The following is a 24,581-nucleotide window of genomic DNA, read 5'->3' on the forward strand; positions in this document are numbered from 1 at the left end:
TCAAGGCCGAGGGCGTAGGCGAGACGGCCCGATGCGACGCTCGGGGTACTGCCGGTCAGGAGGTAGCCCTCCATCTCTTCCTCGGGCTCGTGCACGTTCCCGCCGTACCCGTTCGCAGACACCCCGGCGAACACGCCGGTGGCCGAGCCGCGCAGCGACAGGGGGCTGATCCCGGCCCGCTCCAGCGCCTCCCAGGACGTCTCCAGCAGCAGCCGCTGCTGCGGATCCATGGCAAGGGCCTCACGCGGCGAGATCCCGAACAACTCGGCGTCGAACCGCGCCACGTCCTTTACGAATCCGCCACCGCTGACGCCGGTCGTGTCGACCAGCATCCGCACGTCCCAGCCACGATCGGCGGGCAGCGGGGAAAAACCGTCACCGGCCGAGTCGACCAGGTCCCACAGCGCCTGCGGCGAGGTCGCGCCACCCGGATAGCGGCAGCCCATACCGACGATGACAATGGGGTCGTCGTCCACGAACGTCGCCGTCTTCCGGACGGGCGAAGCGGTCTGCTCGACCACCGCGCCCAGGACCCGCGTACGCAGGTGGTCGGCCAGCGCGGCGGGGTTCGGGTGGTCGAAGATCAGGGTCGCGGGCAGCTGGACAGCGGTCGCGGTGGTGAGGCGGTTGCGCAGCTCTACCGCGGTCAGCGAGTCGAATCCAAGATCCTTGAATGCCCGTCCGGCATCGACTTCCGCGCCCGACGTGTACCCCAGCACCCCGGCGACCTGGGTCTGTACGAGGTCCAGCAGCAACCGGTCCTGCTCGGCGGCGGGCAGTCCGCGCAGGCGGCGGGCCAGCTCGCCGCCGCTGGCGGCGGCAACCTGCCCGGCGACGGTCCGACGCTGCCGCGTCGCCGGGACGAGTCCGTGCAGCACGGCGGGCAGGCTGTCGCGTACCGCGGCGAGTGCCGAGGTCCGTAGGGCGACCGGCACCGCCACCGGCTCGTTGATCCGCAGGGCGGTGTCAAGGAGGGTCAGCCCGTGGTCGGTCCTCAGGGCCGGGAAGCCCTGGCGCCGCATCCGGCTCAGGTCGGCTTCGTCGAGTCGACCGCCCATGCCTTCGGAGTTCTCCCACATGCCCCACGCCAGCGACACGGCCGGGAGCCCCTGGGCTCGCCGGGATACCGCGAGGGCGTCGAGCACCGCGTTGCCCGCGGCGTAAGCCGCCTGGCCCGCATTGCCCACCACACCCGCGAAGGAGGAGAACAGGACGAACGCGTCCAGATCACGGCCTGCGGTGAGTTCGTGCAGATGCATGGCGGAATCGGCTTTTGCCGCCAGCACTCCGGCGAGCCGTTCCGGGGTCAGCTCCGCGATCATCCCGTCGTCGAGCACTCCAGCGGTGTGCACCACGCCCCTCAACGGGGCATCGTCGGGGACCGCATCCAACGCATCCGCCAGCGCCTGCCGGTCGCTGACATCACACGCACGGATCGTCACCCGCGCACCGAGAGCGGTCAGCTCCCGTTCAAGCTCACCCGCCCCCGGCGCGTCGGGCCCACGCCGGGAGAGCAGGAAGAGGTCCCGCACCCCGTGTTCCGTGGTCAAGTGCCGAGCCACCACCGCACCCAAACCACCCGTACCGCCGGTCACCAACACCGTGCCACGCTCACCCCACGGCACCGGCAAGGTCAGCACGACCTTGCCGACATGCCTCGCCTGCCCCAGGAACCGCAACGCCTCCGGAGCCCGGGCGATGTCCCACGCCGTGACCGGAACCGGCCGCAGTGCACCACTCTCGAACAGCCCCAACAACGCCGTCAGCATCTCGCCGATCCGCTCAGGGCCCGCATCCATGACATCGAACGACCGATAGATCACGCCCGGATGAGCATCGGCCACCTCACCCGCATCCCGAATATCGGTCTTGCCCATCTCCACGAACCGGCCACCCGGCCGCGTCAACCGCAACGACGCATCCACGAACTCCCCCGCCAGGCAATCCAACACCACATCCAGCCCGACACCACCCGTCGCCGCGGAGAAGACCTGTTCAAACTCCGTCGTACGCGACGAAGCAATACGAGCAGCCGCAACATCCAGCCCGCGAAGAGTCGGCCACTTGCCCTCACTCGCCGTCGCGAACACCTCCGCACCCAGATGCTGAGCCAACTGCACCGCCGCCATACCCACACCGCCCGCAGCGGCATGAACCAACACCGACTCACCCGCCCCCAGCCCCGCCAGATCGACCAGCGCGTAGTACGCGGTCAGGTACACGATCGGTACCGACGCCGCCTGCTCGAACGACCAACCGTCCGGTATACGCGCCAGCATCCGCGCATCCGCCACCGCCGACGGCCCGAACCCGCCGTCCAGCAGACCCATCACCCGGTCACCCACAGCGAAGTCCGCCACCCCAGGACCGACCTCCACCACGACCCCGGCACCTTCATGCCCGAGCCGACCAGCGTCCCCCGGATACATGCCCAGCACATTCAGCACATCACGGAAATTGACCCCCGCCGCACGCACACCAACCCGCACCTGGCCGGGGCCCAGCGCCCGGGGTTCCTCCGGCACCAGCGCGACACCGTCCAACTGGCCCTTGGCCACCATGTCCAACCGCCATGCCGAACCCACACCCACCGGAGGCTCCAACACCCCGCCCGAAGCCATCCGCACCAGCCGCGGCAACCACACACGCCCCTCGCGGACGGCGACCTGGTCCGCGCCCAGCCCGGCGAGGCCGACAGCCAGGGCCTCATACGACTCCCGCGCACCATCGACGTCGGCCAGCACGAACCGCCCCGGATGCTCACTGATCGCCGAACGCACCAGACCCCACACCCCAGCACCCGCGAGATCCAGCACATCGCGAGCACCATCCTCGGTCGAGGCCACCCCCACCGCACCCGACGTCAACACCACCAGGCGCGACCCGGCGAAGCGCCGCTCTGCCAGCCATTCACGGACCACGGCCAGCACACCGGCCACCGCGTCGGTGACCTCGGTGTCCGTGGGGCGGAGCGGAAGCACCACGGTGTCCGGGACGGCGGTACCGTCATCCAGCGCGGCGGTCAGCGCGGCCAGATCGGCATAACCGGTCACCGGAACACCCGCGTCGCGCCACTCATCGGCGTCGGCGAGTACGGCCCAGGCAGCACCCGATCCGCCGGGTTCGCCGGGAGCGGGAGCGGGGGCGGGGGTGGGAGCGGGGATCCAGTCGAGGCGGAACAGGCTGTCCCGATGCGGGGAGTTCGCCGTGGCCAGATCCGCGGTCGACACCGGCCGCAATACCAGCGACTCCACCTCGGCCACCGGAGCACCCGTAGCGTCGGCGATCTGCAGGGCGACCTCGCCGGACCTCCCCACGGACAGCCGCACCCGTACCGCGGCCGCACCGACCGCCGACAACGACAAAAACACACCCGACCACGAGAACGGCAGCGCCGCTCCCTCGTCGGCCTGGGTCCCCCACTCCCAAGGCATGCAGCAAGGAGTCGAGCAGTGCCGGGTGCAGACCGAAATCGGCCGCATCACCGGACAGCGACTCGGGCAGAGCCGCCTCTACGAACAGGTCCTCGCCGTGCCGCCAGACCTCCCGCAGGCCACGGAAAGCCGGACCGTACACCAGGCCACCACCGGCGAGCCGTTCGTACAAGCCCTCCACCGGAACCTGCTCCGCACCGGCAGGCGGCCACACGGCCAGGTCCCAATCCGCGACAGTCCCACCAGAGATGAGAGTCCCCGTGGCATGCAGAGTCCACGGCTCCTCGGCCGCCGCGTCCTCGGGGCGCGAGTAGACGCGCACTGCGCGTCGGCCCTCCTCCGTGCCCCCGGTACTGTCGATGCTGAGCTGCACCTGCAGCGCGTCCTGTTCCGGCAGCACCAGCGGCGCCTGCAGAGTCAGTTCCTCGACCCGCTCGCAGCCGACCCGCTCACCGGCCTGCACCGCAAGCTCAACGAACATCGTGCCCGGCACCAGCACCGAACCCGCCACAGCGTGATCAGCCAGCCACGGGTGCGAGGAGACCGAGAGCCGCCCGGTCAGCAGCACCGCGTCCGATCCGGCCACGGTCACCGCCGCGCCAAGCATGGGGTGCTCGGCCGCTCCCAGGCCCAAGCCACGAGCGTCGGTGACCGGCCGGGAGGCCTCGAGCCAGTACCGCTGCCGCTGGAACGCGTACGTCGGCAGGTCGACCCGTCGCGCGCCCGTCCCGGCGAAGACTGCCGCCCAGTCGATCTTCGCGCCGCGCACGAACACCTCGGCCACGGCACCCAACACGGTCTCGGCTTCAGGTCGCCCCTTGCGCAGGGCCGACACCACAGTCACGTCCGAAGCCGCCTTGGCCAGCGCGGTCAGCACCGGGTCGGGGCCGACCTCCAGCAGTCGGCTGACACTCTGTGTACCGGTGGCGGTCTCAAGAGCGTCGTGGAAGCGGACCGGTCGGCGGACCTGATCCACCCAGTAGTCAGCGGTCGCCCAGTCCTCTTCACCGACCGGCTCACCGGTGACCGTGCTGACGGCCGGGAGCACCGGCTGCCGGTAGGCGACACTCGCCGCGATCTCGGCGAACTCCGCCAGCATCGGCTCCATCAACGGCGAGTGAAAGGCATGACTCACCCGCAGCCGCGACACCCGCCGACCCCGCTCCCGCGCAACCGCCATCACCCGCTCGACCACGTCCTCGCCGCCGGAAACGACCACCGACGTGGGGCCGTTCACCGCCGCGACCGTGGCCCGCTCCCCCTCAGGAAGCCCACTGAGGATCTCGGCGACCTCGGCTTCCGCACCCTCGACCGCCGCCATCGCACCACCCGAGGGCAGCGCCTGCATCAACCGCGCACGACCCGCCACCAACCGCGCGGCATCCGCCAACTCGAACACACCCGCCACATACGCCGCCACGAACTCCCCCACCGAATGGCCCAGCACCACATCCGGACCCACACCCCAGGAACGCAATAGCTCCACCAACGCCACCTGCACCGCGAACAACGCCGACTGCGCGTACCCGGTCCGATCCAGCAGAGCCGCCTCCGCAGAACCCTCCGCCGCGAACAACACCTCCCGCACCGGGTGCTCAAACCCCGACCCACCCGCCAGCTCCGCGTCCAGAAAACCGCACACCTCATCCAGGGCCTTCGCGAACACCGGGAACACGCCATACAACTCACGGCCCGTACCCAGCCGCTGACTCCCCTGCCCCGTGAACATCCAACCCGTACGCCCATCCGACACCACACCGGACACCACAGAAGCGCCACCGTCGGCCAGCTCGGCGACCCCCGACCGCAAATCCTCCAAATCCCCGCCCAACACCACAGCACGGTGATCGAGCACCGCACGCGACGTCGCCAACGAGTAGCCGACATCAGCCGCCGAGCAGTCAGCCACCCCTTCCGCCGTGTCCAGGAAACCGGCCAAGCGCTCGGCCTGCGCCCGCACCGCCCGCTCGCCGCGCCCCGACAGCACCCACGGCACCACCGGCAGCGACTGCCCCGAAGGCGGCTCTTCGGCCACGTCAGGTTCGGGCTGGAGCTCGAACTCGGGCGCTTCTTCGATGATGATGTGCGCGTTGGTGCCGCTGATCCCGAAGGACGAGACACCCGCTCGGCGCAGACGCTCCCCCTTCGGCCACCTACGAGCCTCCCCCAGCAACTGCACAGCACCCGCCGTCCAGTCCACCTGGGTCGAGGGCTCGTTCACGTGCAGCGTCCGCGGCAACCGCTCCGCACGCAGCGCCATCACCATCTTGGTCAGACCCGCAACACCAGCAGCAGCCTGCGTATGGCCGATGTTCGACTTCACCGAACCCAGCCACAAGGGCTCGTTCTCGGAGCGCGCCTGACCATACGTCGCCAGCAACGCCTGCGCCTCGATCGGGTCACCCAGTCGCGTCCCCGTGCCATGCGCCTCAACGACGTCCACCTCCGACGCCGAGAGCCGCGCCGACGACAACGCCTGGCGGATCACACGCTGCTGCGACGGACCATTCGGCGCCGTCAGGCCATTCGACGCACCGTCCTGGTTGACCGCACTCCCCCGTACGACCGCGAGCACCGGATGCCCCAGGCGCCGCGCGTCGGACAGCCGCTCCAGCACCACCACCCCGGCACCCTCGGCCCACCCCGTACCGTCCGCACTGTCCGCGAAAGACTTACAACGGCCGTCCGAGGCCAGACCCCGCTGCCGCGAAAACTCAACGAACGTCGACGGAGTCGACATGACGGTGACACCACCGGCCAACGCCATCCCACACTCCCCCGCACGCAGCGCCTGACACGCCCAATGCAGGGACACCAACGACGACGAACACGCCGTATCCACCGTCACCGCGGGCCCCTCGAACCCGAAGACGTACGCGATGCGGCCGGAGAAGATGCTGCCCGCGTTCCCATTCCCGAGAAAGCCCTCGATTTCCTCCGGAGCGACCTGCAACCGCGACGCATAGTCGTGGTACATCAGCCCCGCGAACACACCCGTCGACGAACCACGCAACGACAACGGGTCAATCCCGGCCCGCTCCAGCGCCTCCCACGACGTCTCCAGCAACAACCGCTGCTGCGGATCCATCGCAAGGGCCTCACGCGGCGAAATGCCGAACAACTCCGCATCGAACTCGGCCGCGTCATGCAGGAAACCGCCTTCACGCGCGTACGAGGTGCCCGCACGATCCGGGTCCGGGTCGAACAGGGCCTCAAGGTCCCAGCCACGGTCGGCCGGGAACCCGGTGATCCCGTCGCCGGCCGAGTCGACCAGCTCCCACAGGGACTCGGGAGACGACACACCGCCCGGGTAGCGACAGCCCATCCCCACGATCGCGATCGGCTCGTGGTCCTTCGCCTCCGCTTCTCGCAGACGCTGGCGGGTCTCGCGGAGGTCGGTGGTGAGACGCTTGAGGTACGTCAGCGTCTTCTCGTCAGTGGACACGTGAGCCCAGCCCCTTTGTCGCGCGTGAGGGTGCCATCATGAGCGCCCTCATCCTTCGAGTTCGCGATCGATGATTTCGAACATCGAATCGAGTGAAGCGGAATCGATATCGTCGTTCTCGGTACCGTCGCCGCCCAGGTCTTCCTCCAGCCGCGCCACCATCGCCTTGACGCGTGACCGCACCTGCTGGCGCAGCGCGCCGTCCTGGGCCATCGAGAGCACTGCGGCTTCGAACTTCTCCAGGTCGCTCAGGCCGAAATCGCCCTCGCCGGAGCCCTGGTCGAGCTGTTCGCGCAGGTACCCGGCGAGGCCCTCGATCGTCGGATGATCGAAGGCGAGACTGGCGGGCAGGGTGAGCCCGGTCGCGCTGTTGAGCCGGTTACGCAGGTCCACCGCGGTCAGGGAATCGAACCCGAGATCCTTGAACGCCCGCCCCGGATCGATCACGCCGGCGGAACCATGCCCCAGCACCGCCGCGACCTGGGACTGCACAAGGTCCAGCAGCACCCTGTCCTGCTCGGCCGCGGACCGGCCCCGCAGGCGGCGGGCAAGCGCATCGGAACTGCCCGCACCGCTCCGGTCCCCGGCGCGCCGCTGCCGGGCGGCCGCCGGCAGGAGGCCCTGCAGCATGCCGGGCACGCTGTCCCGGCGTGCGGCCAGTGTCGTGGTGTTGACCGAGACCGGCAGCGCGATCGGCTCGTCGGACCGTACCGCCAAGTCGAACAGCGCTAGCGCGTGCTCGGTGGTCAGCGGCGCGAAGCCCTGTCCGCGCAGACGGGCCAGGTTCGCGTCACCGAGGCGGCCGCCCATGCCGTCGGGGTGTTCCCACATGCCCCACGCCAGGGATACGCCGGGCAGCCCCTGGGCGCGTCGGGACACCGCAAGTGCGTCGAGCACCGTGTTGCTCGCCGCGTAGGCCGACTGCCCGGCGTTTCCGACCACTCCGGCGATCGAGGAGAACAGCACGAACGCCTGAAGGTCGGCTTTCGCCGTCAGGTGGTGCAGGTGCAGCGCCGACTCCGCCTTCGCCGACAGCACATCGGCCAGGCGTTCCGGAGTGAGGTCGGTGATCAGGCCGTCGTCGAGCACACCGGCGGCGTGCACCACCCCGGCCAGCGGCGCATCGTCAGGAACTGTGTCGAGCACGTCGGCGAGTGCCCGCTCGTCGCTGACGTCGCAGGCAGTGATCGTCACGCAGGCGCCCAAGTCGGCCAATTCCTTGTGGAGTTGCTGGGCACCGGGGGCTTGGTGGCCTCGGCGGGAGATCAGCAGCAGATTCCGTACGCCGTGCGCGGATACGAGGTGGCGGGCGATCACGGCGCCCAGTCCGCCGGTCCCACCGGTGATGAGCACCGTTCCCTTGTCCCACTGTGTCGCCGGGATGTCCTCGCCGGTGGCGGGGGTCATGCGGACGACCCGGGGCACCCAGGTCCGGCCTTGCCGCACCGCGAATTGGCTCTCCCCGGATTCCCTGGACTCCCCGGATTCGGCCGGGTACGCCGCCAGAGCCCGGTAGGAGTCCGGCTCGCCATCCACATCGGCCAGCGCGAATCGGCCCGGGTGCTCGTTCATCGCGGAACGCACCAGGCCCCACGCCCCGGCGGCGGCCAGGTCGAGCTCGCCCGTGTCGGAGGCAGGGCTCACCGTGATCGCGCCCGTGGTCGACACCATCAGACGCGAACCCGCCAAGCGCTCCTCAGCCAGCCACGTCCGCATGGCCCCCAGCACACCAGCGACCACACCCAGGAGATCCCCAGAATTCCGCGCCACCGGGAGCACGACGGTCCGCGGAACCGCCACACCGTCGTCGTCCAGGGCAGCGATCAACGCGCCCAAGTCGGCGTAACCGGTCACCGCGACTCCCGCGGCAGACCACCCGTCCTCGTTGTACGGATCGGTGCCGAGGACGGCCAAGTCGCCACGTTCGCCGGGCTCGGCCGGAGCCGGTGCGGGGGCCCACTCCAGCCGGAACAGGCTGTCGGCCGTGGCACGGGCGGCAGCGAGGTCGGCGACCGACACCGGCTGCAGTACCAGCGACGCCACCTCGGCCACCGGGTCGCCCGCGGTATCGGCCACGCGCAGCCTGTACTCGCCGGTCCCTCGCGGTGAAAGTCGCACCCGTACGGCCGAGACACCGACGGCGGACAGCGACACGCCGGACCAGAGGAACGGCAGCATCGCGCCCTCAACCTCCGGAGTCTGGAGCCCTAGCGCGTGCAGCACCGTGTCCAGCAGCGCCGGATGCACACCATACGCCGACGCCTCAACAGCCACCTCCTCCGGCAAGGCCGCCTCCACGAACACCTCACCGCCACTCACCCACACATCCCGCAAGCCCCGAAACGCCGACCCGTAGACCAACCCCGCACCGGCCAGCCGCTCATACAGCCCCTCCAGCGCAACCGGCTCCGCACCAGCAGGCGGCCACACACTCAGATCCCAGTCGGCGACGACAGGCTCGGCCGTAACACTGCCAGTGGCATGCAACGTCCACGGCCGATCAGCCGAGGCACCCTCCGGGCGCGCGTACACACGCAGCGAACGCCGCTCCTCACCGGGCTCCGGCGCATCAACACTGAGCTGCACCTGAACAGCGCCGTCCTCCGGAAGGACCAGCGGCGCCTGCAAGGTCAACTCCTCCACCCGGTCACACCCGACCCGGTCACCCGCCTGCACCGCAAGCTCAACGAACGCCGTACCCGGCACCAACACCGAACCCGCCACCACATGATCAGCCAGCCACGGATGCGACCGCACCGACAACCGCGACGTCAGCAACACGGCGTCCGAACCGGCCACCGCAACCGAAGCACCCAACAACGGATGCCCCGCCACACCCAGACCCAAGCCGCTCGCATCGATACCCGGCCGGACAGCCCCCATCCAAAAACGCTGCCGCTGAAACGCATACGTCGGCAGGCCGATCCGCTCGGCGCCGCTCTCAGCGAACACGGCAGACCAGTCCACCTTGCCCCCGTGTACGAACAGTTCCGCCACCGCTGCCATCACGGTCCCGGCCTCGGGCCGTCCCTTACGCAGCACCGACACCGCCGTGTCCACTTCGGACTGAGCGAGCATGGTCAGTACCGGGTCCGGGCCGATTTCGAGCAGCCGGGCCGCCGCCTGCTCGCCGGTTGTGGTCAGCAGGGCGTCGTGGAAGCGCACCGGGCGGCGGACTTGGCGCACCCAGTAGTCCGGCGTGGCCCAGTCCTGCTCGTCGACCGGCCGCCCGGTGAGGGTGCTGGCCGCCGGAAGGATCGGCTGCCGGTACGTCACGCTTGCCGCGATCTCGGCGAACTCCTCAAGCATCGGCTCCATCAACGGCGAATGGAACGCATGACTCACCCGCAGCCGCGACACTCGCCGACCCTGCTCCCCCGCAACCGCCATCACTCGCTCGACCGCGTCCTCGTCACCGGACACCACCACCGACACCGGCCCGTTCACCGCCGCGACCGCCACCCGCTCGTCTTCAGCAAGCCCGCCGAGGATGTCGGTGACCTCGGCCTCGGTGCCCTCGATCGCCGCCATCGCACCACCCGAAGGCAGCGCCTGCATCAACCGCGCACGACCCGCCACCAACCGCGCGGCATCGGCGAGATCGAACACACCCGCTGCGTAGGCGGCGGCCAGCTCGCCGACCGAGTGGCCCAGCACCACGTCCGGGCGTACTCCCCAGGAACGCAGCAGCTCCACAACGGCGGCCTGAACCGCGAACAGCGCCGTCTGGGCATACCCCGTCCGATCCAGCAGCCCCGCCTCTTCGGAGCCGTCGTCCGCGAACAGCACCTGCCGCACCGGGACCGGGAACTCGGCGGCGCCGTCGAGATCGGCGTCCATGTGGCCGCAGACCTCGTCCAGGGTCCTGGCGAACACCGGGAACTGGCCGTACAGCTCGCGGCCCATGCCGGGCCGCTGGCTGCCCTGGCCGGTGAACATCCACGCCGTACGCCCCTCGGCCGCCACACCGGACACCACGGAGGCATCACCATCGGCCAGCGCGGTCACGCCCGAGTGCAGGGTGGCGAAGTCGGCGCCGAGCACCACTGCCCGGTGATCCAGCGCCGCCCGGGTCGTCGCGAGCGAAAGGCCCACATCCGCCGGGGAACGGTCGGAGCCCTCAGCGAGGAATGCCGCAAGTCGTGCCGCCTGGGCCCGCGTCGCTTGCGGGTTGCGGCCGGACAGCACCCACGGCACCACCGGCAGCCCCACCGACGGCCGCTCCACGGCCACGGGCGGCTCGATCGCGGGAGCTTCCTCGGCCTCCTCGATGATGACGTGCGCGTTGGTCCCACTGATGCCGAACGACGAGACACCCGCCCGACGTGGCCGCTCACCGCGCGGCCACGCACGAGCCTCGGTCAGCAGCTCGACCGCACCGGACTCCCAGACCACGTGGGACGATGGACGGTCGACGTACAAGGTCTTCGGCAGCTGCCCTTCCCTCAGCGCCATCACCATCTTGATCAATCCGGCCGCGCGGCCGCGGCCTGGCTGTGCCCGATGTTCGAGCTTGATCGAGCCCAGCCACAGGGGGCTCGGCTCCCGGCGCGGTCTGGTCGTACTTCGCAGCATGCGCCTGCTGCCTCGATCGGGTCGCCCAGCGTGGTGCCTGTGCCGTGGGCCTCCTCTGCGTCCACTTCGGAGATCGAGAGGCGCGCGTTCGCCAGCGCCTGGCGGATGACACCCTGCTGGGAGGGGCCGTTCGGCGCGGTCATGCCGTTGGAAGCACCGTCCTGGTTGTCCGCGCTCCCGCGGATGCCCGCGAGCACCGGGTGCCCCAGCCGCTCGGCCTCGGAGAGGCGTTCGAGCACCAGCACTCCGGCGCCCTCCGCCCATCCGGTGCCGTCCGCGGCGTCCGAGAAGGACTTGCACCGGCCATCCCCGGCCAGCCCGCCCTGACGGGCGAACTCCAGGAAGATGCCCGGGGTGGCCATCACGGTCGCGCCTCCGGCGAGCGCCATCTCGCATTCGCCCGCGCGCAGCGCCTGGCACGCCAGGTGCAGGGCGACCAGGGACGACGAGCACGCGGTGTCCACCGACACCGCCGGGCCCTCGAACCCGAGCGCGTACGCGACGCGGCCCGATGCGACGCTCGGCGTGCTGCCGGTGAGCAGATACCCGCCGGTCTCACCCTCGGGGTCTTGCATGGTCCCGCCGTACCCACTGCCCGAGATGCCGGAGAACACGCCAGTGGTGGTGCCGCGCAGGGACAACGGGTCGATACCCGCCCGCTCCAGGGCCTCCCACGAGGTCTCCAGCAACAGCCGCTGCTGCGGATCCATCGCCAGCGCCTCACGCGGGGAGATCCCGAACAGCTCCGCATCGAACTCCGTGGCATCCTCCACGAAACCCCCGACGGCCGCGATGTCATCCAGCACCTGCGCGTCCCAGCCACGGTCCACCGGCAGCGGAGACATCCCATCACCACCGGAGTCCACCAGCTCCCACAACGTCTCCGGAGAGGTCACACCACCCGGATAGCGGCAGCCCATACCAACGATCGCGACCGGCTCATCGACGGCACCCGCACGCACAGCGGGGCGATCTTCCACCGCCTGCTCCTCGACCACGCCGAGCAGTTCCTCACGCAGATACCGGCGAGGGAAGCAGGCGTGGGATGATTCGAAGACCATCGTGGCCGACAGGTGGAGCCCGGTCGCGCCACTGAGCCGGTTACGCAGGTCCACAGCGGTCAGCGAGTCGAAACCAAGATTCCCTTTGAAAGCCCCTGGTTCGGCTCGACCACGGGCGGGCCGAGGGCATGCCCCAGCACGGCAGCGACCGACGTCTGCACCAGATCCAGTAGCACCCGATTTCTGCTCCACAGATGGCAGACCCCGCAGCCGGCCGGCGAGCGCACCCCCCTCACTTGCGGCGGACTGGCCTGCTGTGCGGCGCTGTTGGGGGGCGGCCGGGACCAGCGCCTGCAGCACACCCGGCAGACTGTCCCGAACCCCGGCCAATGACGCGGTCCGCACCGCGACCGGCACCGCAACGGGCTCATTGACCTGCAAAGCGGTATCCAGCAGCGCGAGCCCGTCCCGCGTGGACAGCGGCGGGAACCCCTGACGCCGAAGACGGTCCACGTCCGCCTCACCCAGACGACCCCCCATACCCTCGGCCTGCTCCCACATCCCCCACGCCAACGACACACCAGCCAGCCCCTGCGCCCGCCGCGACACCGCCAACGCATCCAACACCGCATTACCCGCCGCATACGCCGACTGACCCGCACTCCCCACCACACCCGCAAAGGAGGAGAACAGGACGAACGCGTCAAGATCGGACTGCGCCGTCAGTTCGTGCAGATGCACCGCCGACTCCGCCTTCGCCGCGAGCACCCGGGCCAACCGCTCCGGCGTCAGATCAGCGACCACCCCGTCATCCAGCACACCAGCGGCATGCACCACGCCCCTCAACGGGGCATCGTCGGGGACCGCATCCAACGCATCCGCCAGCGCCTGCCGGTCGCTGACATCACACGCACGGATCGTCACCCGCGCACCGAGAGCGGTCAGCTCCCGTTCAAGCTCACCCGCCCCCGGCGCGTCGGGCCCACGCCGGGAGAGCAGGAAGAGGTCCCGCACCCCGTGTTCCGTGGTCAAGTGCCGAGCCACCACCGCACCCAAACCACCCGTACCACCAGTGACCAGCACCGTGCCACGCTCACGCCACGGAGCGGGAACAGTGAGCACGACCTTCCCCACATGCTTGGCCTGCCCCAGGAACCGCAACGCCTCCGGAGCCCGCGCAATCTCCCAGGACGTCACCGGAACCGGCCGCAGCGCACCGCTCTCGAACAATTCCAGCAGCGCCCCCAGCATCTCCCCGATCCGCTCCGGACCCGCCTCCATCACGTCAAACGCCTGATACGAGACACCCGGATACGCGGCGGCGACCTCGTCCGCGTCGCGGATATCGGTTTTGCCCATCTCCACGAACCGGCCACCCGGCCGCGTCAACCGCAACGACGCGTCGACGAATTCACCGGCCAGACAGTCCAGTACAACATGCACCCCAGCGCCATCAGTCGCCCGAGAGAAGACCTGCTCGAACTCCGTCGTACGGGAAGAAGCCAGACGACCGGCGGCGACCCCCAACTCACGCACCACGGGCCACTTGGCCTGACTCGCCGTCGCGAACACCTCCGCACCCAGATGCTGAGCCAACTGCACCGCCGCCATACCCACACCGCCCGCAGCGGCATGAACCAACACCGACTCACCCGCCCCCAGCCCCGCCAGATCCACCAACGCGTAATACGCCGTCAGGAACACCACCGGCACCGACGCCGCCTGCTCGAACGACCAACCACTCGGCATACGCACCAACATCCGCGCATCCGCCACCGCCGACGGACCAAACGCCCCATCCAGCAGACCCATCACCCGGTCACCCACAGCGAAGTCCGCCACCCCAGGACCGACCTCCAGGACCACGCCCGCGCCTTCCAGACCCATCTGGCCCGCATCACCCGGATACATGCCCAGCACATTCAGCACATCGCGGAAGTTGACCCCCGCCGCACGCACACCAACCCGCACCTGACCGCGCTCCAACGGCCGCGACTCCTGCGGCACCAAAGCCACACCATCAAGCCGCCCCTGCGCCGCCACCTCCATCCGCCACGGCGAATCCGCGCCGGGCGGCGGCACCAGCACACCCCCCGAAGCCATCCGCACCAGCCGCGGCAACCACACCGCACCCCCGCGCACCGCAAACTGACCCTCACCCAGAGCCCCGGCAAGCGCCCGGAAGGAAGCCTCCTCACCATCGACGTCGGCCAGTACGAACCGGCCCGGATGCTCACTGATCGCCGAACGCACCAGGCCCCACACCCCAGCACCCACCAGGTCCGGCACCTCGCGAGCACCGTCCTCGGCCGAGGCCACCTCCACCGCACCCGACGTCAATACCACCAGGCGCGACTCCGCGAAGCGCCGCTCGGCCAGCCATGCGCGGACCACGGCCAGCACACCGGCCACCGCGTCGGTGACCTCGGTGTCCGTGGGGCGGAGCGGAAGCACGACGGTGTCCGGGACGGGGGAACCGTCATCCAGCGCGGCGGTCAGCGCGGCCAGATCGGCATAACCGGTCACTGGAACACCCGCGTCGCGCCACCCGCCGGACTCGACATCACCGAGGACCGCCCAACCGGCAGACTCCACAGGCTCCTTGGCCCCGGCCGTCGACGCAGGAACCCACTCCATCCGGAACAGACTCTCCGCCGTCGGGGAGTTCACCGCCGCCAGGTCCGCGGTCGACACGGGGCGTAGCACCAGGGACTCGACCTCGGCCACGGGTTCGCCCACGGCGTCGGCAACCCGCAACCCGATGTCGCCGCTACCACGCGGGGTGAGCCGGACCCGCACGGCGGATGCGCCCACCGCGGACAGCGACACACCGGTCCACATGAACGGCAGCATCGCGCCCTCGGCCGCCGGTTCCTGGAGCGCCAGGGCGTGCAGCACCGTGTCCAGCAGCGCCGGATGCAAACCGAACCCGGCCCCGTCCTCCGCGACCACCTCCGGCAGCGCAGCCTCCACCAACAAGTCCTCGCCCTGCTTCCACACCTCCCGCAGACCACGGAACGCCGGACCATACGCCAACCCCGCACCCGACAACCGCTCATACAACCCATCCACCACAACCGCCTCCGCACCCACCGGCGGCCACACCCGCAAATCCCACCCACCAGCAGGAACCCCAGCAACAAGAACACCCGTAGCATGCACAGTCCACGACTGCTCGGCACCCGCCTCCTCCGGGCGCGAGTAAACCCACAGCGCCCGACGGCCGTCCTCGGCACCGTCGATGCTCAGCTGCACCTGAACAGCACCGTCCTCCGGAAGGACCAACGGCGCCTGCAAGGTCAACTCCTCGACCCGGTCACACCCGACCCGGTCACCCGCCTGCACCGCAAGCTCAACGAACGCAGTGCCCGGCACCAAGACCGAACCGGCCACCACATGATCAGCCAGCCACGGATGCGACCGCACCGAGAGCCGTGACGTCAGCAACACGGCGTCCGAACCGGCCACCGCAACCGAAGCACCCAGCAACGGGTGCCCCGCAGCGCCCAGACCCACGGCATCGAGATCCGTCGCCGAGCGGGCGGGCCGCAGCCAGTACCGCTGCCGCTGGAAGGCGTACGTCGGCAGATCCACTCGCCGCGCACCGGTCCCGGCGAACACAGCGGCCCAGTCCACGTCCGCCCCACGCACGAACACGTCCGCCACAGCGGTCAGCAGGGTCTCGGCCTCGGCCCGTCCCTTTCGCAGCACGGCCGCGGCGGCAGCGTCGGTGGCCGCCGGTGCGAGGCTGGTCAGCACCGGGTCCGGTCCGATCTCCAGCAGCCGGGTTGCGCTCTGTTCGCCTGCGGCGGTCCGGAGGGCGTCATGGAAGCGGACCGGCCGGCGCACCTGGTCCACCCAGTAGGCGGGGGTCGTCCAGTCACCATCGCCGAGCGGCCGACCCGTGACGGTGCTGACCGCTGTGAGCACCGGCTGCCGGTAGGTGATACTCACCGCGATGTCGGCGAACTCCGCCAGCATCGGCTCCATCAACGGCGAGTGGAAAGCGTGGCTGACGCGCAGCCGCGACACCCGGCGGCCCCGCTCCCGCGCCACCGCCATCACCCGCTCGACCGCGTCCTCGTCACCGGACACCACCATCGACGTGGGGCCGTTGACCGCCGCGACCGTGGCCCCCTCTCCCTCAGGAAGCCCTCCAAGGATGTCGGCGACCTCGGGCTCAGTGCCCTCAATGGCCGCCATCGCACCACCCGAAGGCAGCGCCTGCATCAACCGCGCACGACCCGCCACCAACCGGGCAGCATCCGCCAGCTCGAACACACCCGCCGTGTACGCGGCGGCGAACTCACCGATGGAATGGCCGAACACCGCATCCGGACGCACGCCCCAGGAACGCAACAGCTCGACCAGCGCCACTTGCACCGCGAACAACGACGTCTGCGCGTACCCGGTCTCCTCCAGCAGGGCCGCCTCCGCCGAACCCTCCGCCGCGAACAGCACCTCCCGCACCGGCACACCGAAGCCCGGCCCGCCCGCAAGCTCCGCGTCCAGATGTCCACACGCCTCGTCCAGGGCCCGCGCGAACACCGGGAACTGCTCGTACAGCTCGCGGCCCATGCCGAGTCGCTGGCTGCCCTGCCCGGTGAACATCCACGCCGTACGCCCTTCGCCCACGGCACCCGACACCACCGCATCGCCATCGAGGTCGACGAGGCTTCCGCGCAGTGTGGCGCCCTCGGCGCCCAGCACCACCGCACGGTGCTCCAGCGCGGCGCGTGTGGTGGCCAGGGACAGCCCGACGTCGACGGGTGCGACGTCCCGCCCGTCGAGGTAGGCCGCCAGGCGTCCGGCCTGTGCCCGCACCGCCTGGGCGTTCCGGCCGGACAGCACCCACGGCACCACCGGCAGCTCGGCCGTCGGCCGCTCCTCGGCCATGACGGGTTCGGCAGCCGGGGCCTCTTCGATGATGACGTGTGCGTTGGTCCCGCTGATGCCGAACGATGAGACGCCTGCCCGGCGCGGGTGGTCGGTCCGGGGCCATTCCCGGGCCTCGGTCAGCAGCTCGACCGCACCGGCGGTCCAGTCCACGTGGGACGAGGGCTCGTCGGCGTGGAGCGTCTGCGGCAGCCGCCGCTCCCGGAGCGCCATCACCATCTTGATCAGACCGGCGGCGCCGGCCGCGGCCTGTGGGTGGCCGATGTTCGACTTGACCGAGCCCAGCCACAGCGGCTCGGCGCCGTCGCGGTCCTGGCCGTACGTGGCCATCAGGGCCTGCGCCTCGATCGGGTCGCCGAGCGTGGTACCGGTGCCGTGGGCTTCGACCGCGTCCACGTCGGACGGCGATATCCGCGCGGCGGCGAGCGCCTGCCGGATCACCCGCTGCTGCGACGGACCGTTCGGCGCCGTCAGACCGTTCGACGCACCGTCCTGGTTGACCGCACTCCCGCGTACGACCGCGAGCACCGGATGCCCCAGGCGCCGCGCGTCGGACAGCCGCTCCAGCACGACCACCCCGGCGCCCTCGGCCCACCCCGTACCGTCCGCGGCGTCCGCGAAGGACTTGCACCGGCCGTCCCCGGCCAGCCCTCCCTGCCGCGAGAACTCCAGGAACATGCCGGGGTTCGCCATGATCGTCGCACCGCCGGCCAAGGCCAGGTCGCATTCCCCCGCCCGCAGCGCCTGGCCCGCGAGGTGCAGCGCCACCAGCGCCGACGAGCACGCGGTGTCCACCGACACCGCGGGACCCTCAAGGCCGAGGGCGTAGGACAGCCGGCCCGACGCCACGCTCGGCGTGGCTCCGGTCAGCAGGTAGCCCTCGGTTTCCGCGCCCGCCTCGTGCAGGTGGCCGCCGTACCCGTTCGCGGACACCCCGGCGAACACGCCGGTGGCCGAGCCGCGCAGCGACAGCGGACTGATCCCGGCCCGCTCCAGCGCCTCCCAGGAGGTCTCCAGCAGCAGCCGCTGCTGCGGATCCATGGCAAGGGCCTCGCGCGGCGAGATCCCGAACAGCTCGGCGTCGAAGTCCCCGGCGTCCTGTACGAACCCGCCAACGGCCGCGATGTCGTGCAGCGCCCGGGCGTCCCAGCCGCGGTCCGAGGGGAACGGGGTGATGCCGTCTCCGGCGGAAGCCACCAGGTCCCACAGGGTTTCCGGCGAGGTGACGCCGCCCGGGAAGCGGCAGCCCATGCCCACGATCACGATCTGCTCGTCCGCCGCGCCCACCGGGGCGGGGACGGCCGGTGTTCGGGTCGGCTCGATGGCCGCGCCGAGCGCCTCCTCGCGCAGGTATCCGGCGAGGGCGGACGGAGTCGGGTGGTCGAAGATGAGCGTCGCGGGCAGGCGGAGGCCGGTGGCGGCATGCATCCGGTTGCGCAGGTCCACCGCGGTCAGCGAGTCGAAACCGAGATCCTTGAATGCCCGGGCCGGGTCGATGGCCGCCCCCGACGCATGGCCCAACACACCTGCGACCTCGGTCTGTACGAGGTCCAGCAGCAGTCGGCTCTGTTCGGCCGCCGGCAGCCCCACCAGTCGGCCGCCGAGTTCGCCCCGGCTCGTGATGGTGGCCTGCCCGGCGTCCCGGCGCTGCCGTGCCGCCGGGGCGAGCCCGTGCAGAACGTCGGGCAGGGTCGTGCGGTCCGAGGTCAGCGCGGAGGTGCGCAGGGCGATCGGCAGCGCCAGCGGCTCGTTGATCTGAAGGGCGATGTCCAGCAGGGAGAGCCCGTGGTCGGTCTCCAGGGCGGGGAAGCCCTGGCGCGCCATCCGGAGCAGGTCGGACTCGCCGAGCGTGCCGCCCATGCCCTCGGTGTGGGCCCACATGCCCCAGGCCAGTGACACGGCGGGCAGGCCCTGGGCGCGCCGGGACACCGCGAGTGCGTCGAGCACGGAGTTGGCCGCCGCGTAGGGCGCCTGGCCCGCGTTGCCCACCACACCGGCGATCGAGGAGAACAGGACGAACGCGTCCAGGTCGCGGTCCGCGGTGAGTTCGTGGAGATGCAGGGCGGAATCGGCCTTCGCGCCCAGGACGCGGGCCAAGCGCTCGGGGGTGAGTTCGGCGATGATCCCGTCGTCGAGGACACCGGCGGTGTGCACCACGCCGGTCAGTGGAGCCTCGTCGGGGATCGCGTCGAGGACGCCTGCCAGGGCCGTACGGTCGCTGACATCGCACGCGCTGATCGTGACGCGCGCGCCGAGGTCGACCAGCTCCCGTTCGAGTTCGCGCGCGCCCGGGGCCTCGGGGCCGCGCCGGGAGAGCAGCGCCAGGTTCCGTACGCCGTGTCGGGTGACCAGATGGCGGGCCACCAGCGCGCCCAGGCCACCGGTGCCGCCGGTGATCAGCACGGTGCCGTCCTCGCGCCAGGGCGCGGGTACGGTCAGCACGACCTTGCCGACGTGCTTCGCCTGGCCGAGGAATCGCAGCGCTTCCGGGGCCCGGGCGATGTCCCACGTCGTGACCGGCAGTGGCCGCAGCGCTCCGCTCTCGAACAGTGCCAGCAGCTCCGCCAGCATCTCGCCGATCCGCTCCGGCCCGGCGTCCATCACGTCGAACGACGTGTACGACACGCCCGGATGGGCCTCGGCCACCTCGTCCGCGTCCCGGATGTCGGTCTTGCCCATCTCGACGAACCGGCCACCGGCCCGCGTCAACCGCAGCGACGCGTCCACGAACTCCCCGGCCAGGCAGTCCAGCACCACGTCCAGCCCGGCCCCGTCCGTGGCCCCGGAGAAGACCTCCTCGAACTCCGTGGTACGGGAGGAGGCTATGCGCTCGGCGGACACACCCAGATGACGAACGGTCTGCCACTTGGCCTGACTGGCGGTCGCGAACACCTCCGCCCGCAGATGCTGGGCGAGTTGCACCGCGGCCATGCCCACACCACCGGCCGCGGCATGGATCAACACCGACTCGCCCGCTTCCAGCCCTGCCAGATCGACCAGCGCGTAATACGCGGTCAGGTAGACGATCGGCACGGATGCCGCCTGCGGGTACGACCAGCCGGCAGGGATCCGCGCCAGCATCCGCCCGTCGGCGACGGCCGTGGGGCCGAACCCACCGTTCAGCAGACCCATCACCCGGTCGCCGACAGCCCAGTCCGACACCCCCGGACCGACCTCCAGGACCACACCCGCGCCCTCGTGGCCCAGCAGCCCGGCGTCGCCGGGATACATGTCCAGCACGTTGAGCACATCACGGAAATTGACGCCCGACGCCCGGACGGCCACCCGGACCTGCCCCGGGCCCAGCGGCGCCGGGTTTTCGGGCACCAGGGCGACGCCGTCCAGCCGGCCCTTGGCCGCGATGTCCATCCGCCAGGCGGAGCCCGCACCCGCCGGAGGCACCAGCACCCCGCCCGCGTTCATCCGCACCATACGCGGCAGCCAGGCGCGGCCTTCCCGCACGGCGACCTGGCCGGAGTCCAGCCCCGAGAGAGCGGCGGCGAGGACCTCGTACGACTCCCGCGCGCCGTCGACGTCGGCGAGCGCGAACCGGCCCGGGTGCTCGCTCATCGCCGACCGCACCAGTCCCCACACTCCGGCACCGGCGAGATCGAGTGTCCCAGGAGTGCTGTCCTCGGGCCTCACGTCCACGGCGCCGGAGGTCAGCACCACCAGCCGCGATCCGGCGAAGTGCTCCTGAGCCAGCCACGCGCGGACCGCTGCCAGCACACCGGCCACCGCGTCGCCGACCGCGTCGCCGGTGGCGTCGAAGGGGAGCACGACGGTGTCCGGGACGGGCGCGCCGGCATCGAGCGTGGCGATCAGTGCGTCCAGGTCGGCGTGTGCGGTGGCCCCCGGGATACCGGCGCCCAGCCGAGTGTCACCGAGCACCGCCCAGGCGCCTGGCTGCGTGAGTCCGGTGGTGGTTGTGGCGGAGGCCTCGATCCAGTCGAGGCGGAAGAGGCTGTCCCTGACCGGGGAGTTCGCCGCTGCCAGCTCCCCCGCCGACACCGGCCGCAGCACCAGCGACTCCACCTCGGCCACCGGCGTACCCTCACCATCGGCGACCCGCAAGGCGATCTCGCCGGAGCCCCGTACGGAGATGCGTACCCGCACCGCGGCGGCACCGGTCGCCGACAGCGACACCCCGGACCACATGAACGGCAGGGACGCACCCTCGTCGGCCGACTCCCGAAGTCCCAGCGCGTGCAGCACCGAGTCCAGCAGCGCCGGGTGCAGACCGAAACCGGCCGCCTCGCCGGACAGCGACTCGGGCAACGCCGCCTCCACGTAGAAGTCGTCGCCCTGCCGCCAGACCTCCCGCAAGCCACGGAAGGCCGGACCGTAGACGAGGCCCTCGTCGGCCAGCCGCTCGTACAGGCCGTCCACCGGGACGTGCTCCGCACCGGCGGGCGGCCACACGGCCAGGTCCCAGTCGGCGGCCACGCCCGTTCCCGACGTCAGGGTTCCGGTGGCGTGCAGAGTCCACGGCTCCTCGGCCGCGGCGCCCTCCGGGCGGGAGTACACCTTGAGGGCGCGCCGCTCGTCCGCGGCGCCGTCCGCCGTTTCGACGCTGAGTTGCAGGTGTACGGCCTGCTGTTCCGGCAGCACCAGTGGCGCTTGCAGGGTCAGCTCCTCCACCCGGTCGCAGTTGACCCGGTCGCCCGCCTGTACGGCCAGTTCCACGAACACCGTGCCCGGCACGAGCACCGAGCCCGCCACGGCATGATCGGCCAGCCACGGATGCGACTGGAGGGAGAGCCGTGAGGTCAGCAGTACGGCGTCCGAACCGGCCAGCGTCACGGCCGCGCCCAACAGGGGGTGCTCGGCCGCGCCCAGGCCCAGGCCACGGGCGTCGGCCACCGGCCGGGAAGCCCCGAGCCAATACCGCTGCCGCTGGAACGCGTAGGTCGGCAGCGCGGTCGGCCGGGCGCCGCTCCCGGCGAACAGGGCGGTCCAGTCGACGTGCGTGCCGCGCACGAACACCTCGGCCACCGCGCCCAGCACGGACTCGGCCTCGGGCCGTCCCTTACGGAGCACCGACGCCGCGGTGACGTCCTCCGCCGCGGACTGCGCGAGCGCGGTCAGCACCGGGTCGGGACCGATCTCCAGCAGCCGGGACACGCCCTGCACGCCCGTCGCGGCCACGAGGGCGTCGTGAAAGCGCACCGGTTCGCGGATCTGACGCACCCAGTACTCCGGAGTCGCCCAGTCCGCCGCGGTCTCCGGCTCGCCGGTGACGGTGCTGAGGGCCGGCAGGTTCGGCTGCCGGTAGGCCACGCCGGCCGCGATGTCGGCGAACTCCACCATGGCCGGTTCCATCAGCGGCGAGTGGAACGCGTGACTCACCTTCAGCCGGGACACCCGGCGGTGCTGTTCCCGGGCAACGGTCATCGCCCGCTCGACGGCCTGCTGGTCACCGGAAACCACCACCGCCGTCGGCCCGTTGACCGCCGCGATCGTGATCCGCCCGTCCCCGGGAAGCCCTCGCAGGATGCCGAGGACCTCCTCCTCGCTGCCCTCGATGGCAGCCATCGCGCCACCTGCCGGCAGCCGCTGCATCAACCGGGCCCGGCCCGCCACCAGCCTGGTGGCATCGGCCAGATCGAAGACACCGGCGGCGTACGCGGCGGCGAACTCCCCCACCGAGTGGCCCAGCACCGCGTCCGGGCCCATGCCCCATGACCTCAGCAGCTCCACCAGCGCGACCTGGACCGCGAACAGCGCCGTCTGCGCGTACCCGGTCCGGTCGAGGAGTGCTGCCTCGTCCGAGCCCTCGGCGGCGAACAGCACGTCCCTCACGGGGGTACCGAAGCCGGGCTCGCCCGCCAGTGCGGCCTCCAGGTGTCTGCACACCTCGTCCAACGCCCTTGCGAACCGCGGGAATTGCTCGTACAGCTCGCGGCCCATGCCGAGCCGCTGACTGCCCTGCCCGGTGAACATCCAGCCCGTACGGCCCTCACGCACCACACCGGACACCACCGAGGCGTCGCCCTCGGCCAGCGCGGCCACGCCCGCACGCAACGTACCCGGATCACCGCCCAGCACCACCGCGCGGTGGTCCAGCAGCGCACGCGTCGTCACGAGCGACAGCCCCAGGTCCGCACTGGAGTGGTCGCGTGCGTCGGAGAGTTCGGCCAGGCGTCCGGCCTGCGCCCGGAGCGCCTGGGCGCTGCGGGCCGAGAGCACCCACGGGACCACCGGCAGCTCGGCCGTGGGCCGCTCGTCGGCCGTGGCCGGTTCAGCCGTCGGCGCTTCCTCGACGATGACGTGAGCGTTGGTGCCGCTGATCCCGAAGGAGGAGATGCCCGCGCGCCGGGGACGCTCGCCCATCGGCCACCTGCGGGGCTCCCTCAGCAGCCGGACCGCCCCGGCGGCCCAGTCCACCTGGCTCGAGGGCTCGTTCACGTGCAGCGTCCGCGGCAGCCGCTCGGCACGCAGCGCCATCACCATCTTGATGACGCCGGCGACGCCCGCGGCGGCCTGGGTGTGCCCGATGTTCGACTTCACCGAGCCCAGCCACAAGGGCTCGTCCTCCGTGCGCGCCTGACCGTACGTCGCCAGCAGCCCCTGCGCCTCGATCGGGTCGCCCAGCCGAGTCCCCGTGCCATGTGCTTCGACCGCATCGACCTCGGCGGCGGAAAGCCGCGCCGATGACAACGCCTGGCGGATCACCCGCTGCTGAGAGGGACCGTTCGGCGCCGTCAGGCCATTCGACGCACCGTCCTGGTTGACGGCGCTGCCGCGCACCACCGCGAGCACGTGGTGACCACGGCGCCGCGCGTCCGAGAGGCGCTCCAGCACCAGCACCCCGGCGCCCTCGGCCCAGCCCGTGCCGTCCGCGCCGTCCGCGAAGGACTTGCACCGGCCGTCCGAGGCCAGACCCCGCTGGCGTGAGAACTCGACGAACGTCGAGGGCGTCGCCATGACCGTGACGCCACCGGCCAGGGCCGTGTCGCACTCCCCCGCCCGCAGGGCCTGGCAGGCCCAGTGCAGGGACACGAGCGACGACGAACACGCGGTGTCCACCGTCACCGCGGGCCCCTCGAACCCGAAGACGTACGCGACACGTCCGGAGAAGACACTGCCCGCGTTCCCGTTGGCGACGAAGCCTTCCACGTCCTCGGGCAGGGTCTGGAGACGCGAGGCGTAATCGTGGTACATCAGCCCCGCGAACACGCCTGTGGACGATCCTCGCAACGACAGGGGGTTGATGCCGGCCCGCTCCAG

At 71.1% G+C, this 24,581-nt stretch carries 4 protein-coding genes and 1 pseudogene; all 5 read right to left on the reverse strand.

The genetic code is table 11. From position 1 onward, the window contains the following. Nucleotides 1-3,182 (reverse strand): SDR family NAD(P)-dependent oxidoreductase (locus SSOG_RS48030; RefSeq protein ID WP_425385459.1); only part of this gene is annotated, 3,182 nt, incomplete at its 3' end. Next, nucleotides 3,076-6,879, reverse strand: a complete 3,804-nt coding sequence (locus tag SSOG_RS02370) for a type I polyketide synthase (RefSeq protein ID WP_009712597.1) — start codon at nt 6,877-6,879, stop codon at nt 3,076-3,078. The genes SSOG_RS48030 and SSOG_RS02370, both read right to left, overlap by 107 nt. A 48-nt stretch (nt 6,880-6,927) precedes the next feature. Further along, entirely contained in the window at nt 6,928-11,340 is a 4,413-nt protein-coding gene (locus SSOG_RS02375; protein ID WP_281048178.1) for a type I polyketide synthase, read from the reverse strand. Nucleotides 11,341-11,345: 5 nt separating this feature from the next. Continuing rightward, nucleotides 11,346-20,483: an SDR family NAD(P)-dependent oxidoreductase gene (locus tag SSOG_RS54670; RefSeq protein WP_425385460.1), complete on the reverse strand. Its 9,138-nt coding sequence runs from the start codon at nt 20,481-20,483 to the stop codon at nt 11,346-11,348. Between the two features lie 9 nt (nt 20,484-20,492). Then, nucleotides 20,493-24,530 (reverse strand): annotated as a pseudogene (locus tag SSOG_RS58220) (type I polyketide synthase); the annotation flags it as partial. Nucleotides 24,531-24,581 lie beyond the last annotated feature (51 nt).

The organism is Streptomyces himastatinicus ATCC 53653 (assembly GCF_000158915.1).
Taxonomy (GTDB): Bacteria; Actinomycetota; Actinomycetes; order Streptomycetales; family Streptomycetaceae; genus Streptomyces; species Streptomyces himastatinicus.

Bases quoted from the DNA above. Each gene is read 5' to 3' on its own strand.
- SSOG_RS02375 (WP_281048178.1), bottom strand. From the start codon at position 11,340: ATGGTGATGGCGCTGAGGGAAGGGCAGCTGCCGAAGACCTTGTACGTC.
- SSOG_RS54670 (WP_425385460.1), bottom strand. From the start codon at position 20,483: ATGGGTCTGCTGAACGGTGGGTTCGGCCCCACGGCCGTCGCCGACGGG.